This window comes from Alphaproteobacteria bacterium, from assembly GCA_019695395.1.
GTDB lineage: Bacteria > Pseudomonadota > Alphaproteobacteria > JAEUKQ01 > JAIBAD01 > JAIBAD01.
In genome coordinates this window covers 26,377-42,588 of record JAIBAD010000013.1, presented here as the reverse complement: position 1 = coordinate 42,588, position 16,212 = coordinate 26,377, and the positions used below count along the sequence as shown (strand labels likewise).

At 31.6% G+C, this 16,212-nt stretch carries 15 protein-coding genes; 4 read left to right on the top strand and 11 right to left on the bottom strand.

The window, feature by feature from the left end:
- Positions 1-169: 169 nt before the first annotated feature.
- The gene (locus tag K1X44_03745) at positions 170-703 is read right to left on the bottom strand and encodes a hypothetical protein (protein ID MBX7146406.1); all 534 of its coding nucleotides are present in this window, start codon (positions 701-703) and stop codon (positions 170-172) included.
- 661 nt (positions 704-1,364) lie between these two features.
- On the opposite strand from K1X44_03745, the gene K1X44_03740 reads away from it, so the two are divergent.
- On the top strand, positions 1,365-1,709 hold the full coding sequence (locus K1X44_03740; protein MBX7146405.1) for a nuclear transport factor 2 family protein: 345 nt from the start codon (positions 1,365-1,367) through the stop codon (positions 1,707-1,709).
- 41 nt (positions 1,710-1,750) lie between these two features.
- On the opposite strand, the gene K1X44_03735 is transcribed toward K1X44_03740, so the two are convergent.
- From K1X44_03735 to K1X44_03725, 3 genes are read right to left on the bottom strand one after another with little or no spacing between them, the layout of a single operon-like run.
- Positions 1,751-2,353, bottom strand: a complete 603-nt coding sequence (locus tag K1X44_03735; protein ID MBX7146404.1) for a hypothetical protein — start codon at positions 2,351-2,353, stop codon at positions 1,751-1,753.
- 33 nt (positions 2,354-2,386) lie between these two features.
- Positions 2,387-3,379 carry a dipeptide epimerase gene (locus K1X44_03730; protein MBX7146403.1) on the bottom strand — a complete coding sequence of 331 codons (993 nt, stop codon included), beginning with the start codon at positions 3,377-3,379 and terminating at the stop codon, positions 2,387-2,389.
- Positions 3,376-4,383, bottom strand: coding sequence for a DUF1611 domain-containing protein (locus K1X44_03725; GenBank protein MBX7146402.1), 1,008 nt, complete (start codon positions 4,381-4,383; stop codon positions 3,376-3,378). Before K1X44_03725 ends, K1X44_03730 begins: the two co-directional genes overlap by 4 nt.
- A gap of 125 nt (positions 4,384-4,508) precedes the next feature.
- On the opposite strand from K1X44_03725, the gene K1X44_03720 reads away from it, so the two are divergent.
- The 3 genes from K1X44_03720 to K1X44_03710 are packed head-to-tail and all read left to right on the top strand — an operon-like array spanning position 4,509 to position 7,050.
- Complete coding sequence (locus K1X44_03720) at positions 4,509-4,994, top strand: YajQ family cyclic di-GMP-binding protein (GenBank protein ID MBX7146401.1); 486 nt, start codon at positions 4,509-4,511, stop codon at positions 4,992-4,994.
- Positions 4,995-5,005: 11 nt separating this feature from the next.
- Positions 5,006-5,350 carry a hypothetical protein gene (locus K1X44_03715; protein MBX7146400.1) on the top strand — a complete coding sequence of 115 codons (345 nt, stop codon included), beginning with the start codon at positions 5,006-5,008 and terminating at the stop codon, positions 5,348-5,350.
- 29 nt (positions 5,351-5,379) lie between these two features.
- The gene (locus K1X44_03710) at positions 5,380-7,050 is read left to right on the top strand and encodes a thiamine pyrophosphate-binding protein (protein ID MBX7146399.1); all 1,671 of its coding nucleotides are present in this window, start codon (positions 5,380-5,382) and stop codon (positions 7,048-7,050) included.
- 14 nt (positions 7,051-7,064) lie between these two features.
- Here the strand turns inward: K1X44_03710 and K1X44_03705 are convergent, their stop codons facing one another.
- The 7 genes from K1X44_03705 to K1X44_03675 form a co-directional block, all read right to left on the bottom strand.
- Positions 7,065-9,050, bottom strand: coding sequence for an AsmA family protein (locus K1X44_03705; GenBank protein MBX7146398.1), 1,986 nt, complete (start codon positions 9,048-9,050; stop codon positions 7,065-7,067).
- A gap of 139 nt (positions 9,051-9,189) precedes the next feature.
- A complete protein-coding gene (locus K1X44_03700) occupies positions 9,190-9,888 on the bottom strand; it encodes a hypothetical protein (GenBank protein ID MBX7146397.1) in 699 nt (232 codons plus the stop codon).
- The gene (locus K1X44_03695) at positions 9,885-11,945 is read right to left on the bottom strand and encodes an AsmA family protein (protein ID MBX7146396.1); all 2,061 of its coding nucleotides are present in this window, start codon (positions 11,943-11,945) and stop codon (positions 9,885-9,887) included. Before K1X44_03695 ends, K1X44_03700 begins: the two co-directional genes overlap by 4 nt.
- 95 nt (positions 11,946-12,040) lie before the next feature.
- Positions 12,041-13,015: an RluA family pseudouridine synthase gene (locus K1X44_03690; GenBank protein ID MBX7146395.1), complete on the bottom strand. Its 975-nt coding sequence runs from the start codon at positions 13,013-13,015 to the stop codon at positions 12,041-12,043.
- 3 nt (positions 13,016-13,018) lie between these two features.
- The gene (crcB, locus tag K1X44_03685) at positions 13,019-13,396 is read right to left on the bottom strand and encodes a fluoride efflux transporter CrcB (GenBank protein ID MBX7146394.1); all 378 of its coding nucleotides are present in this window, start codon (positions 13,394-13,396) and stop codon (positions 13,019-13,021) included.
- A gap of 1 nt (position 13,397) precedes the next feature.
- Entirely contained in the window at positions 13,398-14,693 is a 1,296-nt protein-coding gene (locus K1X44_03680) for a replication-associated recombination protein A (protein MBX7146393.1), read from the bottom strand.
- 11 nt (positions 14,694-14,704) lie between these two features.
- On the bottom strand, positions 14,705-16,102 hold the full coding sequence (locus K1X44_03675) for a Do family serine endopeptidase (GenBank protein MBX7146392.1): 1,398 nt from the start codon (positions 16,100-16,102) through the stop codon (positions 14,705-14,707).
- Positions 16,103-16,212 lie beyond the last annotated feature (110 nt).

The following is a 16,212-nucleotide window of genomic DNA, read 5'->3' as shown; positions in this document are numbered from 1 at the left end:
ATCATGAAATTTAGCAATTGAATCAGTTAAGACGTTACCATTAAGGACGGTTAAGTTTAATAATTTCCTTGATTTATATAAGCCTGGTACAAAATAAAATGGGTTTTATATCCAATAATCTGACATAAAACCCATCAATATATAAAAGAAGAAACTTGCTATTTAATTGTTAAAACCAATCATCTTCATAACTTGCACGGTGATTAGGATCACAACGGCAACCATGCACACGTATGCCATTAACAACATAGCTGCGTAGACCATCAACAATAAGGTTATAAACCGTATGCTCACCTTCCATCATTTGGACAGAGCTAATTCTAATAATCGATCCAGCTTGCCCGACAAGCCGATCTGTTGGTGTCAAATCTTTTAGTGCCTTATAACGCACAGGTAAATCTTCCATCATAGGATCTGTTTTATTAGGTCCTACAAGAAAGGGATGATTTCCTGTGCCCCAAACAACCCGGTTATCTTCGGTTCGTAATTCGTAAACAGTTTGCCCTTCTCTAATAACAATTTCATTAATCTTGCGACTTACTGTACGGTCAGCAATACCACGGAAAGCTGAAACAAGATCACCAACGGCAAGCTGTTCTATTGATTTTCGATTTCCATCATTCAATGTTACTAATGTCCCAGCAGAGAAACATGCACCTTCGGAACATATAATAGTTGATAAATTATTATTTCTATGTCTCATCCCTATACCATTTCAATTAATTTATTTATTGGAAGTTGTTATTAAATAAACTTAAATGATTAATTTATTATTAATAATATATCTCAAAATTGTTAAACAGAGTAAAAAGTTTTAAATATCTAAATATAATTCAATTTGTGTAATTATCCTTCCTTTATTCATATTAAAGTATATAAAATAGAATTAAATTTAAATAAGCACAAGAATTGCCCATAAAATAAATAATAATAAAATAGCAATAAATATTGATTTATAATAATTTCCAATACGTTTAAAAATTACTTTGTATCTACCGTTCATACCAAATTTCCAAATATTTATAAAAATTAATTTTGTTTTTTAATTTATATTTAATAAATATTTAATTATTATTTTTTATAAAAAAATAAAATATCCATTAATTTTTTAAAGTTTAAATTATTCAAATATATTGTTTTTGGAAATTTTAAATTAAACAAATCATTTATATATTAAAAAGTAGTTTTTAATAATATAAAAATATGTTTTTATCGCATTTTTTAAAATCTAATTATTTTTAACATGTATCCACCTAATATATTCATTGAACGAATGATATATATAAATATATTTTCAAGATTTTAAATATCATATAAGCAACAGGGGTAGAATTTATCATGTAGAATAAGGATATAATAAAAGAATGATCCGTGAAACAGAACGCCTGATCCAAGCTCAACTAGAAGCTTATAACAGACGTGACTTAAATGCCTTTATAGAATGCTATGCGGATACTATTGAACTTATCTATCTTTCTACCAACGTTATATTTTGTAAAGGTATAGCAGAGCTTCATGAAATTTACAAAAAAATATTTAAAGAACATCCTTTGCTTTATTGCCGTTTAACGCAACGTATGATTTGTGGTGATTATGTTATAGATGAAGAACAAATTTCTGGTTTAGTTGATAAAAAACTTGTTCATACGATAGCTACATATCAGATAAAACACGGATTAATTCAAAAAGTATGGTTCATTAAAAATTAAACCTTTTTTAAAATAAAAAACCTTATTATTTGAATTTTAGGTTATTTATAATTTCCACTACTCACAGGTACCTCTGTTTTAAGAGGTTCTTCCACCTTCTTTTTAGATTGAGATGGGATTGTTTGTTTAATTGTAGATTGTGGGGCTTGAGTTGAAGGAGAATTCAAACTGACCCGGCAATTAACTTGATCTACAATACCTTGGTTAATTGTAATACCATCTTGAAGCGTTTGAATATAAGCTTCATATTCTGCTTTGCTTTTACCGGATTCATTATAAAGATCAGCTATTTGGTCTTTGTCTAGTAAAGTTTGATTATATTCATCAATATTGTTTTTTGTTACTTCAAGTAATTTTTCTAAGCCATCTCGTTCAATCATTAAATCAATTGGGGTGGTTAATGTTTTTTCAGGCTCACCTTCACCTAATACATTACGTGCTACGTCCGGGGGGGTAATAAGATTATTACGCAAGTAAGTTAAATCTTTTTGACAAACAGGTTTATGTGACGATGTAGAGAAATTAAAAAAATCACTTGAACAAGATCCTAAAATCAGACTTATGCCAATAAATAAAAATTGATAGTTATTTTTAATTTTATAATACATCAAAAATTTTCTTTCTTTTGCTTTTAATATCTTCATAAAAAATAATAACTAAATATTCTTTAATAATTATTAAGACAATGAGCCCCATAATCCAATATCAGGATAATAAAGTTGATTGTTTTTTAAAATTAAACCAGGGTCACGATCATAAGCTAGCAAAAGTGGACCATCAAGGTCAACCCAATCTGCATTTTGGGCCAAAAACATTGCTGGCGCCATGGCAAGAGATGTTCCCACCATACAACCTACCATAATTTTAAACCCTCGTGTTCTGGATTCATTTAACATGGATAAAGCTTCTGTTAATCCACCTGTTTTATCTAATTTAATATTAACTGCCTGATATTTATTTTTTAAAGACGGCAAATAAGATCTATCATGACAACTTTCATCAGCACATAAAATAATTGGAAAATTATAATTTGAAATTTGTTGGTCTTGTTTTGCCGGTAATGGTTGTTCTATTAATTCAATACCAATCTTAATAAGAGCAGGCATATAAGATTGTAGCTGATCGAAAGTCCATGATTCATTAGGGTCTATAATTAAACGCGCATTCGGAGCATTTTTTCTAATTTCCAATAATCGTTCAATATCTTGCTGACCAGATAGTTTAATTTTTAACAATGGTTTATCTGCATGAAGGGATGCAGCTTTGCCCATTTCTTCTGGTGTGCCTAAACTTATGGTGTAAGTTGATGTTATGGGATGCAACGGCTCACATCCTAATTTTTGACCTACACTTGTATTATTTTGCTTGGCTTCCAAATCCCATAATGCACAATCTAGGGCATTTCTTGCTGCGCCTGCGGGTAATAATGACTGTAAGTCTTGGCGGGTTATTCCATGTTCAATAAAATATCTTGTTGTTTCAATTTGGGCAATAACACTTTCAACGGTCTCTTGATAACGTGGATAGGGTACACATTCACCTCTACCTTTTTTATCTTCTACATTAATTTCTACTAACACAATTTCTGCTGAAGTTTTACTTCCTCTAGAAATTGAAAATTTTCCAGAAATCGGCCAAGATTCATGTTTAATAACTAGTTGTCTTTTCATGCTAAAATTGCATCAACTAAAACACTTACACCTGTACGTACCGGATCTACCACAGGAAGTTTATAGCGATTTTTATATTCGGCAATGACATTTTGTGCTTCATCTACAGAATAAGTAGACGTATTTAAGCTAAGTCCAACACAACGAACAGATGAATTTGTTAAAGAGCCAGCATTCAAATTAGCTTCTATACAGCGATCTAAATCAGGCAAAGAGTAATGAGGCAATCCCCGCATATGCGGTCTGCTTGGATCATGACACATTACCAACATATCTGCCTGGGCACCGTGAAGTAATCCCAAACTTACCCCCGCATAAGAAGGATGAAATAGTGATCCTTGTCCTTCGATAATATCCCAATGGTTCGGATTATTATCAGGTGTAATATGTTCAACAGCACCAGAAATAAAATCTGCAACAACGGCATCAATTGAAACACCTGAACCTGCAATAAAAATACCCGTTTGACCCGTCGCACGAAAATCCACATGTATACCTCTTAATTTCATTTCTTTTTCGCATGCCAAAGCTGTATACATTTTTCCAATTGAACAATCGCTACCTACAGTTAATAGTCTTTTACCTGTACGCTTTTTGCCCGTCCCAACATTAAAATCTTGGTTAGGGTGACGTACATCAAAAAGTTTCCTCCCATATCTTTCTGAGGCCAATTTCAATTCAGGATAATCTGTTAATTTTTGATGTAACCCACTGGCTAAATCAAAACCTTTTTCCAAAGCTTGCAAAAGAACAGGTATCCAATGGGGTGAAAATACCCCTCCCCTATTAGCCACCCCAATAATGACAGTTTTCACTCCTGCATCTAAGGCTTGGTCTAATGTCATTTCCGGCAAAGGAAGATCGGCTTTACAATGTGGTAGGCGAAGTTTACCAAGACACCATTCTGGCCGCCAATCAACAATACCTTGGGCAGTTTTGGCTGATAATTGATCAGCAACATCACCTAAAAACATAAGATAAGGATGTTGAATTTTCTTTTCCATTATTATTTCTCTTTATAATTTAAATTTAAATGACTATAAAAATAATTGTTTGATATGTCAAAAATACACGGGTAGTAATAATAATCATAAAATTAATATTTTAGTATATAGATTCGGACATTAAAATGCCTTCATTTGATATTGTTTCTAAAACCAATGTAACAGAAGTTGATAATGCTATTCAAGGCATAGAACGAGAAATTAGCACACGTTTTGATTTTAAAGGTAGCCATTGCTCAATTGAAAGAAATGATAATAGTCTGACAATTATTGCTGATGATGATCTTAAATTAAAGCAAATGCATGAATTGTTAAAAACATACATAACAAGAAGAAAGCTTGATATCCTGGCGCTTGATTTTCAAACACCCGAAAAAGCATCTGGTAATACCCTGCGCCAAACAGTTACAATTAAACAAGGTATTGATCACGCAATTGGTAAAGAAATCATCAAATCTATTAAAGATAGCAAAATGAAAGTACAGGTTAGCCTGCAAGGTGATGAATTGCGGGTCACCGGGAAAAAACGAGATGATCTCCAACTTGTGATTGCTCTTATCAAACAGCTTGATATAAAATTACCTCTCCAATATGTTAATTTCCGCGACTAGGAATAAGTTTTATGCCTCCACAAAAAAATCCATTACGTTTGAACCCTTTGCAGCTTAAAACACTTGCTTTATTTCAAATTTTGGCTGGCACTGAAGGTCATTATCAAAAAACTGATGATAGCCAAAATATTTTAATCCACAATATTCCCCATCCCCATGGCGATCATTTCCATATTGGTGAATTTGTTGTATCAAGCCAGGACGCATCTGGTTTATCCAATATTTCTGTTTGGGTTGCGCTAGAAAGAAAAGGTTTTATTCAATCTATGTTTCCTGAGGCAGCTATATTATCACCATTAGCTCTAGACTACGATACAGGTATACGCCAACAAATTCTACATCATTCCCACCATTAACATTATTAGCATTATTTATATTGGTATATATGAAAAAAAGGTCAGGCGGTCAGATTTTAGTTGATCATTTAAAAATACATGGCGTTGATCATGTATTTTGTGTACCTGGTGAAAGCTATTTAGCAGCATTAGATGCTTTTTACGATAACCAAGATTCAATAAAATTGATTGTATGCCGCCAAGAAGGTGGCGCTGCCTATATGGCAGAATCTTATGGTAAATTAACTGGCAAACCAGGTATATGTTTTGTGACCCGAGGCCCTGGTGCAACAAACGCGTCAGTTGGGGTTCATACAGCCTTTCAAGATTCAACACCCATGATTTTATTTATAGGTCAAGTTGCGCGCAATCAAATTGATCGTGAAGCTTTTCAAGAAATTGATTTTAAACGAATGTTTGCGCCTATAGCTAAATGGGTTGTTCAAATAGATCAAACATCTAGAATACCAGAATTGATTAGCCAAGCCTTTCATCGTGCCGTTAATGGTAGACCAGGACCTGTTGTTGTTGTTTTACCAGAAGACATGTTAGCAGAGGAAGTAACTGTTTCAGATAGTAACTCCTACAGGCTTGTACAAATTGCACCTGCTGAAAAAGATTTGATGACTTTACATATGATGCTTGGTAAGGCAGAAAAGCCTTTTGTTATTGTGGGTGGCAGTGGTTGGAATAAACAATCTGTTTTTAATCTTCAAACTTTTATTGAAAAATTTAAATTACCTATTGGTGCTTCTTTTAGAAGGCAAGATTTATATGATAATCGTCTTCTTTATTATGCAGGTGATGTTGGTATTGGTATTAACCCAAAACTTAAAGAAACAATTCAAAACAGTGATTTACTTTTAGTTATTGGGGCGCGCTTAGGCGAAATGGCCACCAGTGGTTATAGTCTTATCAATATACCATGTCCCAAACAAAAATTAATCCACATTCATCTTGATAGCCAAGAATTAGGTCGCGTTTACCAAACAGATCTTTCTATTAATTCAGGCATGTTAGAATTTACAGAAGCAATTTTAAAATTACCTTCTTTACCATCAATAAAATGGACAGAGTGGACAAGCACAATAAATAATAATTACAAGAAAATATTTCAACCTTTTACTATTCCTGGTTCTTTGCAAATGCCAAAAATTATGGAATATTTACGTAATCATTTATATGATGATGCCATTATCACTAATGGTGCTGGCAATTATACAGCGTGGCCCAATCGTTATTATCAATATAAAAGTTTTCGTACGCAATTAGGTCCAACCAACGGATCTATGGGATATAGCCTACCTGCTGCTGTTGCAGCAAAAATTATTTATCCTAACAAACAAGTTATTTCATTTAATGGTGATGGTTGTTTTCTTATGAATGGTCAAGAACTTTCGACAGCCGTAAGATATAAAGCCAATATTATTATTATTGTTATTAACAATGGTATGTATGGAACTATCCGTATGCACCAAGAACGTGAATATCCATCAAGGGTAAGTGGTACAGACCTTATAAATCCAAACTTTGCAGAACTTGCCAATGCATATGGAGCAAAAGGGTTCACTATTCATACAGCTGAAGAATTTATTCAAATATTTGAACAAAATTCACAACCCAAAACCCCTGTTCTTTTTGAATTAAAAATAGATCCAGAAGCTTTAACCCCTATATCCAGTTTAAGCCAGATACGTCAACAAGCACAAAAAACAAATTAAATATAATTTTATACTTATTGATTATCATTATTTTCAATTGGATTTATTTTAGGTGTAGGTTCATTAGATTCTTTGGATAAATTTAATGCTTTTTGGCAAATTTGCGGCGGTGTTGCTTCCAAAGATTTTAATTCTCCTGATTGAATACCAAGTGTGGCTAAAATACCTTCCATACCAAGGGCTGCACCTTTAACCACCTTTCCAGCTAAATCAATTGGTGTTCTGACAGGATCGGGAAATATCTCAGGTTTAGAAAGGGGACCCGCAACATTCATAGGAATTGCGACATTCATTAATATGGCTTTTTTTGACGAAGATTCTATATGCATATTAATTTGCTCTTTAGGTAAATTAATATGGCCATTTGCTATTATAATAATCGTATCTGTATCAAAAGCTATTGCTTTTGTTTGAATAAGCCCCTTCGTAACATCAAAATGACCTGCTATACAATTGATAGGTGATGTTTCAGATTCACCTGTTACAGCTAATTTAATTAAATCTTCAAGCAGTATTTTTAAAAAAGCATTTTGAATATCACCTTTATCAATATACAAATTTATATTACCATCAAGTGCAGATAAAATTGATTTTGCTGTATTACCTTCACCTTTAAGATTTGCTTTAATATTTAACCACCCATTTCTAAGCAAATCTGGAGTTTGAATAAGTTCTGACAAGAAACTGGTATTAATATTCTCAACATCCAAACCATAGGTTAAAAATGCTTTAGATCTCTTTTCTTCTAAAGATAAATTCATATCTATATGACCTTTATCTGCATAAATTTTTAAGGGATGAACCCGTAAATGACCATTAGAAAGATTAATAATGGCTTCAACATCTTTAAATTTTTGAGATGAGTATAAAATTTGGTTGATAAAAAGTTGAATTTTTGTATCTATAGTTGTCAAAAAGCTAAAATTTATGGGGTCATCAGGAATGATTTCTTGGAGTGAAGTAACAGGTTGTAGTTTATTTTCTTTTGATTTTTTAGCTATAATTTTATTTAAATCAATTTTTGTAACTTTAATTTCACCTTCAATTTTTGGTTTTGTATCTTGATTAAGTATAGCTATTTTCCCTAGCAAATTCATATCATCTAAATGAATTTCAAACGGGTTCAAATTAAGAACCCCGTTAGAGTCAGAAAGCTTTACCTTTATATCAATAGGCATCGGTTGCATATTTTCAATAGATGCTAAGGATAAAAGATCATTTAGATTATTGGCATGTACAGATAGATTTATATCCACACCATTAAATAACTGGGGATTATTAATGGTTCCATTAATTTTAATTTCTGTTTTATTAATAAAACTTTTTATATCAATTTCAACTAACTTATTTTCTACAAAGGAACTAAGAGGTCCAATGGTACCGATAATTGTAATTGGAATTTTATTAATATTTAATTCTAAATCCAAGTTAACTGGTGATGTCGTATTAGGTGAATATCCTATAATTTTTTTAACATATATACTTTCTTCTTTTTTATTTACATTATCTTTATAGGTAAGTTTCAAATCTTGAATATCTATTTTTTCGATAGCAAAAGTAAAATTTGATTTTTCATTTTCCGGGGCATTTGATATATCTTCTTTTTTAAAATCAAAATCCCAGTTTTTTTGACCTTTAGAATTTTTTTCAAAAAGAACATTTGACTTATTCAAAATAAGACTATTAATTACGATCTGTTTGTGAATTAAAGGCAATAGATTTAATTTTAATCTAAATAAATTTATTGAAGCCATTTCACTTGAGCTAAAATCTGATGGATTTAATAATTTTACATTATGTATTTCAATCGTAGGTGATAAAGACAAAACCCATTCAATTTCTCCCTCAATAATAAGATCTCGTCCTGTTTGTTTTTTTATCTCATCTTGAACAAAAGTGCGAACTTGTTCCATATTGATGCTATATAAAAAAACAAATACCCCACCAACCATCATTATTATGATGATAAAGAAAATCAACAAAACCCACTTAAAACGCATACCATATTGCCTATATAATCTATTTATTACTAGATTAGTGTAGGCAATATAAAGATACTATTTTTGTTTTTATATTTTAGATTAAAAACAAACTTACAATTTCATAAATAAAATAAAAAATTAATAAAAATATAAAAATTTACTTAGCTTGCGATAGGTTAAAAAAATAAACCGCATGATTAAAATCATTTTTTTTATTTTCTATTGATTTTGCAAATTCAAAATCAGCACCCCATTTTTCTTGTTGATAGTTTTCATCTAATAAAGCCAAATCAAATGCTTGTTCTGGTGTTATAAATTTTTTACATAAAGCTAACGATAAAATAACAGAACCACAATTTCTAACCATCAATAAAAAAGCAATTAATTGATAATTATTATACTGTTCCAAATATTTTTTTATAATTGTTTCATTTTCCTTTGAAAATGAAACTGGCATAATATCGTATACAATATTAAATTTTACTTCAAAACTTTCTTCAACCCAATTTAAAACAGGTTGCCACAACTGATTTTGTTTTAGGGCAAGATCTTTAGGCTTTAAAACCCGGTAACAAAGCAAATCTGTTCTAGCATAAGAAATGATATCATTTATGTATTCATTTCTTTTTAAATCACCATAATCAAGTACAGTATAAACAAATTGCGTGATGGGCATAGAGATAAAATTTATTGTATCTTTTTGCTTCGTCCATTCTTGAACCAAAACTTCACCCATATTTAACGATGGAACACATACAATATTATTTTTAGGGCTTTTTAAGTTTTTATGATCAGCTTGAATAACAAAACCATTGTCTGTTCGAATATAGGCAATAGTTTGATAAAAACGTTTCATTGAAAAAGGCCTTTTATACCCTCACCAATGTCTTCAAGTGTTTTACCTGTATTATCAATAATATTATCTACAGGATTAATTGAACTATTTGGTTGAGGTTGCGAATTTTTTGTCATAGCCAAAGCTTGATTACAAACGGCATTAGGATTTTGATTAAGATTAGCCGCAGCATTTGGATTAAACCCAAGAATAGATAAAGCCCCACCCACACCACCTGTTACACCTTTGATCACTTTTCCAGCTACATCAGTTGCTGTGCGCAAAGGATCAGGTAAAACTGTAGGGCTAGATAACGTACCTGTTATATTCATAGGTACTGCCAATGCTGCTAATGTTGCAGTTTTGGGTGATGATTCAACATGCATAGATAATTTTTCTGTTGCTAAATTAACTTGACCATTTGCTACAATAATCGCACTTGGTGTATCAATAACAGCTGCCTTTGTCTCGGCAATACCTTGGGTAAAATCAATATGGCTTGCTGCGCAATTTAATGTAGAGCTTTCTGAATTACCCGATGAAATTAGTTTAATCAAATCTGCCAATATTATTCTTAAAAAATTGTTATTCATAGATCCTTTATCAATATAAAAATTTAAATAACCATTTGATGAAGCCAGTATATTTTTTACAGAATTACCCTGCCCTTTAAGATTTGACTTAATAGTAATTTTTCCATCTTTAAGCAAACCAGGTGAATGAATAAGCTCAGAGAAAAAATGGCTATCAATATTACTTGTATTTAGAACAAGAGAGAGATTTGGTTGGTTTTTGCTCTCCAAAACTAAATTGGCATCAATCGTCCCATTTCCAGCATTTGTTTTAAAAGGATTAAGAACAAGCCTGCCATTATTTAAATTAACACCTGCAGATATATTTTTAAATTCCTGGGAAGAATAAATAAATTGGCCAATAGCTAATTGCAATTCTGCATCAATAGATGAGAGAGCGCTAAAATCAATTGGATCATTAGGAATAACATTACCTTTTGATTCAGATGATTTAGCAGAAATATCACTTGATGCATTGCTTTTAGAAAGAACTTTATCTAAATCCAATTTTGATATTTGTAGCCCACCCTTAATTTTTGATCTTATTTCTTCTTTTAAAAACATTAATTTACCTGTGACATCCATATCATCCAGGCGAATTTTTAATGGGTCAAAATTATAGGTCCCACTTGGATCAGAAAAAGTGGTTTTAATGTCAAAAGGTACATTTTGGATATTTTTAATTGATGCTAATGACGCAAGATCATTCAAATTATCACCACTAATTTCTACATTAGCATTAATACCTTGAAACAATTTAAGGTTGGCAATCTTTCCATCAACAATAACTTTGGTGTTATTAATAGCACCATCTAAATTGATTTCAATTGGCTTTGCCTCAATGATTGAATTAATTGATCCAACTTTACCATTTAATACGACTGGTATATCATTAATATTAGATTCTAAGCTAAGCTCGACAGGTGAAAGATTATTCTGAGCTTTAGCCGTAAGTTTTTTGATAAATACATTTTGTTCTTTCTTGGCAACAGCATCTTTATAAACAAAACTTAAATTTTGGATATCAACCTTTTCAATCGTTGGAACACGAATAGGTGCATCCTCTTTCAAGGTAATTTCTGGTGTTACTCCATTATTAGGTTTAGATTCAGAAGTTGCAAAAGACCAATTTCCTTGACCTTGTGTATTTTTTTCTAAAAATATATTTACTTTATCTAACGTAAAACTATTAATCACTATTTCTTTATGTAAAAGGGGTAACAAATCAAGGTTAAGTTCAAAAAGTTCTATAATGGCCATTTCTTTTTGACTAAAACCAGCAGGATTAGATAAACTTACATTATGAACTACAATTGTCGGGGAAAGTGAAAACGCCCATTCTATATCACCTTGAATAATAAGATCGCGTCCAGTTTGTTTTTTAACTTCATCCTGGATAAAAACACGAACTGGTTCTACATTAATATTATTTAATAAAAAAAATGCACCACCTATTATAACAATCACAATAATAAAAATCGTAGATAGAATATATTTTAAACGCATTCTTTTCTCCCTAACCAAATAGAACATGTTTTATTATAGCATAATCTATAAAATTATTATTATTCAAATAATATAATTATTCCATTAATAATTATTTATATTTCGTAGTCCAATTGATCATTTAAACCAAAAAAATTCCATAATTGCACCATATAATCTGGTAATGGCGCTTGTATTTTTATTTCTTTTTTAGATATAGGATGAATAAAACTTATTGATCGTGCATGTAAATAAAGTTTTTTTACAAAAGGTTCTGATAGCATGAATTTATCATGGCCATATTTGTTATCACCAATAATCGGATGTCCCATCGCCGCACAATGAACACGAAGCTGGTGCGTGCGTCCTGTCAAAGGTTTCAAAATAATCCACGAGAATTTTTTACCTATATTTTCAATAACTTCATAATAAGTATCCGCATAATCACCTTCTATATCAACGGTAACTTTTTCTTTTATTTGATCAACAAATTTTTTCGTTAAAGACCAAGATAAATTACCTTTTAATTGATTAGGTACCCCATGAATAAAAGCCCAATAATTTTTTGTTATAGTATGTGTTTGGAAAAGATTTCCTAAATAAGATGCAACTTGAATATTTCTAGCAAGAACAAGAACACCACTTGTATCTTTATCTAGTCGATGGACTAATTTGGGTTTTTCATGGAGTCCAAACTTTAATTCATCAAGCATCATATCAATATGATAAGATAATTTTGACCCGCCTTGAACAGCTATACCACTTGGTTTATTAAGTACAAGTATATCATCATCACAATAAAGAACATTCTCTTTTATTGTTTTTAATAATTCTTTTGGATAAACACGTGTTTCAGAATTTTTTTTTGGTCCATTATTCATATCTTTAATGAAAGGAGGAATACGAATTTTTTGACCTGGTATAAGTTTATAATTCCCCCTAATTCTTTTACCTTCAACCCGTATTTGTCCTGTGCGAAATAATTTTTCAAGATAAGAATGTTGAATTGAAGGGTATTGTCGTTTAAACCAACGATCTAATCGCCAATCTTTTTCTTTTTCAAGCACAGTGTAATAATAAATTTCGGTCATGAATTATAGTCTGCCTATAGAATAACCTAGAAAAACTGCACCCAGAGATAAAAATACGGATAATAAAATATAAAAAAAGCTTTGATAAATCATACCTTGTTGCCATAAATTCATAAAATCAAAAGAAAAACCAGAAAATGTTGTAAAACTACCCAATAAACCTGTAGTCAAAAAAAGTTTTAATTCTAATGGAAGATCAATAAATTTATTAAACAGAGCCACAAAACATCCCATCAAAAAACTACCTATAACATTAATTCCTAATGTCCCCCATGGAAAATGCGTACCCCAAATTTTTACACTATAAAAAATAAACCCATAGCGAAAAATTGTCCCCATAATGCCGCCTAGGGCCAAAATAAAAAATATTTTTAAATTCATATTATGTCTGGTTTAATTTTTTTCTTAATGTTTTCCAATGGTTTAAACGATCATTTATTTCTTTTTCCAAGCCGCGAGTAGATGGTTGGTAAAATTCTATTCTTTTCATGTTATCTGGAAAATAATTTTGCCCAGAAAATGCTTCTTCTTCATTGTGATCATAATGATAATTAGTACCATATCCTATATCTTTCATGAGCTTTGTTGGAGCATTAAGAATATGTTTTGGTGGTGTTAGTGATCCGGTTTCCTTGGCACTTTTTTTTGCCGCTGCTAATGCTGTATAAACAGAATTTGATTTTGGCGACGTACCAAGATAAACAACTGCCTGCGCTAAAGCTAATTCACCTTCGGGTGAACCTAATCTTTCATAGGTTTGCCATGCATTAAGCGTGAAAGTCAAGGCATGAGGATCTGCCATACCAACATCTTCTGTTGCAAACCTGACGAGCCTGCGTGCTATATAATGCGGATCCTCACCCCCAACCAGCATACGTGCCAACCAATAAAGAGCTGCATCTGGATCTGATCCCCTTAAAGATTTATGAAGCGCACTAATAAGATTATAATGGGATTCACGATCTTTATCATAAATAGGTAATCGTCTTTGAATAATATCTTTCAATTGCTCGCTATTAAAAGGTTCCGATGGTGTTGGCAAATTTAATAAAGTTTCTATTAAATTTAACAAATATCGTCCATCTCCATCAGATATTTCTTTTAACCAAAATCTTGCTTGCTCATCTAAAGGAAGAGTACGTTTTATATACAGTTCAACATGTTTTAAAATCAATTCTAAAGCATCACCATTTAATCTATTTAAAATAAACACTTGAACCCTCGATAAGAGAGCTGCATTAATTTCAAAAGATGGATTTTCTGTCGTGGCCCCAATTAATATAACCGTTCCATCTTCAACATGGTTAAGTAAACTATCTTGTTGGGCACGATTAAAACGATGTATTTCATCAATAAAAAGGATAGTACCCTCCCCCACTTTTCTTCTTTGCCTAGCTTGATCAAATATTTTTCTAAGATCCGCAACACCAGAAAAAACAGCCGAAATAGGTTCAAAATATAAATTTGTTTGTTGGGCTAATAATCTTGCCAATGTCGTTTTACCAGAACCAGGTGGTCCCCACAAAATCATCGATGTAATTTTATTTGCTTTAATCATTTGTCCAATAGGTCCATTTTGTGCAAGCAAATGGTCCTGGCCAACTATGTCTGTTAGACTTTTTGGTCTTAATCTTTCTGCTAATGGTTTATTATTTATAGATTCAAAAAGACTTTCCATTATATATCAACTTAATTCAGGACAATTGTTTTTATTTCCCCACTACGTTTTATTGCAAAAGACCATTGTTCATAATCTTTTTTTAATATTTCTTGTACTGTATCTACTTTATCAATATTTGTATCATTAATTTTTAAAAGAATATCACCAGGTTCAAACCCAACACGATATGCGATACTTCCTTTGCTTATTTGTGATATCACAACACCATACCACTCTCCTTCTAGGGAAATTTTTTCTGCTAATGCTGGTGAAAGGTTAGCAATAATAGATCCTGTTAATGGATTAACACCACTAATTTTTATTTCGTTTGCAACTGGGTTTTCGGGTGCTACTGTCAGCATTATATCGAAGGATAATTCTTTCTGCGCACGTAAAATCTTTATAGTCGCTTTATGACCAGACGATAATAAAGCCAATCTGAAACGTAGGCTAGCAGGATCACTAATAGGATGGTTATTCACAGCTACAATAATATCATTTATTTTTATACCTGCTTTGTCTGCTGGACCACCAGGATAAATACTACTAATTAATATACCATCTGGCTTTTCTATATTCATCTTTTCTGCCAATTCGGCTGTTAATTTTTGTCCCGCAATTCCAATCCATGGTTTATAAATCTTTTCACCTTTGCGCGCTGCATTCACAAAAGTTAAAACCATATTTGATGGAATAGCAAAACTAATACCAATGGATCCACCACCCTGACGTGAAAAAATTGCTGTATTAATACCAATCAATTTTCCATCCATATCAATAAGGGCACCACCTGAATTTCCAGGATTAATAGCCGCATCAGTTTGGATAAAAAAATCAAAATCATTAATTCCTGTTTTAGTCCGTGCAGTAGCTGAAACAATACCACTTGTTACAGTTTGGCCCACACCAAAAGGATTACCAATTGCCATAACTAAATCACCTACATTTATATTATCTGAATCACCAAATTCAAGTGCAGGTAAATTTTTTCCATGCAAATCAATTTGTAAAAGAGCTAAATCAACCTGATTATCGGCATTAACTAGTTTTGCTGAAAATTCGCGTCCATCATCTAAAATAACAATAATTTCATCGCTATCTTCAACCACGTGATTATTAGTTACAACAAGACCTTCTTTTGAAACTAGAACCCCAGAACCTAAAGAGTTTTGGACAGGCTTTTGTGGACGCAGAAAACTATCACCAAAAAATTGTCTAAAAAAAGGGTCTGAAAAAATTGGTGATTTTTCATAAGTTTTCTTTTTTGTATAAATATTAACAACTGCTGGGGCCGCCTGCTTAACCAAAGGGGCAAAAGTAAGTTTTATTTGATTATAATTTTTTGGGATCTCTTGGGAAAAAACCCCGTGAATTGGTACAAAGAGTATCCCTAAAATAATAAATAAAAAATTGTACTTTTGAATCATAAAAAAACACCAATATCAGTTTAAACCAATGTATGACAACAAAGCTATCACAGCACTTATCGATAATAGATCGATTTGATTATTTTGCTGGCAAAACTATTTTAAACTAA

Excerpts from the sequence above, each read along its gene's own strand:
- crcB (MBX7146394.1), bottom strand. The coding sequence starts at position 13,396 with ATGAATTTAAAAATATTTTTTATTTTGGCCCTAGGCGGCATTATGGGG.
- K1X44_03720 (MBX7146401.1), top strand. The coding sequence starts at position 4,509 with ATGCCTTCATTTGATATTGTTTCTAAAACCAATGTAACAGAAGTTGAT.
- K1X44_03680 (MBX7146393.1), bottom strand. The coding sequence starts at position 14,693 with ATGGAAAGTCTTTTTGAATCTATAAATAATAAACCATTAGCAGAAAGA.
- K1X44_03715 (MBX7146400.1), top strand. The coding sequence starts at position 5,006 with ATGCCTCCACAAAAAAATCCATTACGTTTGAACCCTTTGCAGCTTAAA.
- K1X44_03740 (MBX7146405.1), top strand. The coding sequence starts at position 1,365 with ATGATCCGTGAAACAGAACGCCTGATCCAAGCTCAACTAGAAGCTTAT.
- K1X44_03710 (MBX7146399.1), top strand. The coding sequence starts at position 5,380 with ATGAAAAAAAGGTCAGGCGGTCAGATTTTAGTTGATCATTTAAAAATA.
- K1X44_03725 (MBX7146402.1), bottom strand. The coding sequence starts at position 4,383 with ATGGAAAAGAAAATTCAACATCCTTATCTTATGTTTTTAGGTGATGTT.
- K1X44_03735 (MBX7146404.1), bottom strand. The coding sequence starts at position 2,353 with ATGAAGATATTAAAAGCAAAAGAAAGAAAATTTTTGATGTATTATAAA.
- K1X44_03745 (MBX7146406.1), bottom strand. The coding sequence starts at position 703 with ATGAGACATAGAAATAATAATTTATCAACTATTATATGTTCCGAAGGT.
- K1X44_03700 (MBX7146397.1), bottom strand. The coding sequence starts at position 9,888 with ATGAAACGTTTTTATCAAACTATTGCCTATATTCGAACAGACAATGGT.
- K1X44_03690 (MBX7146395.1), bottom strand. The coding sequence starts at position 13,015 with ATGACCGAAATTTATTATTACACTGTGCTTGAAAAAGAAAAAGATTGG.
- K1X44_03730 (MBX7146403.1), bottom strand. The coding sequence starts at position 3,379 with ATGAAAAGACAACTAGTTATTAAACATGAATCTTGGCCGATTTCTGGA.
- K1X44_03705 (MBX7146398.1), bottom strand. The coding sequence starts at position 9,050 with ATGCGTTTTAAGTGGGTTTTGTTGATTTTCTTTATCATCATAATAATG.
- K1X44_03695 (MBX7146396.1), bottom strand. The coding sequence starts at position 11,945 with ATGCGTTTAAAATATATTCTATCTACGATTTTTATTATTGTGATTGTT.
- K1X44_03675 (MBX7146392.1), bottom strand. The coding sequence starts at position 16,102 with ATGATTCAAAAGTACAATTTTTTATTTATTATTTTAGGGATACTCTTT.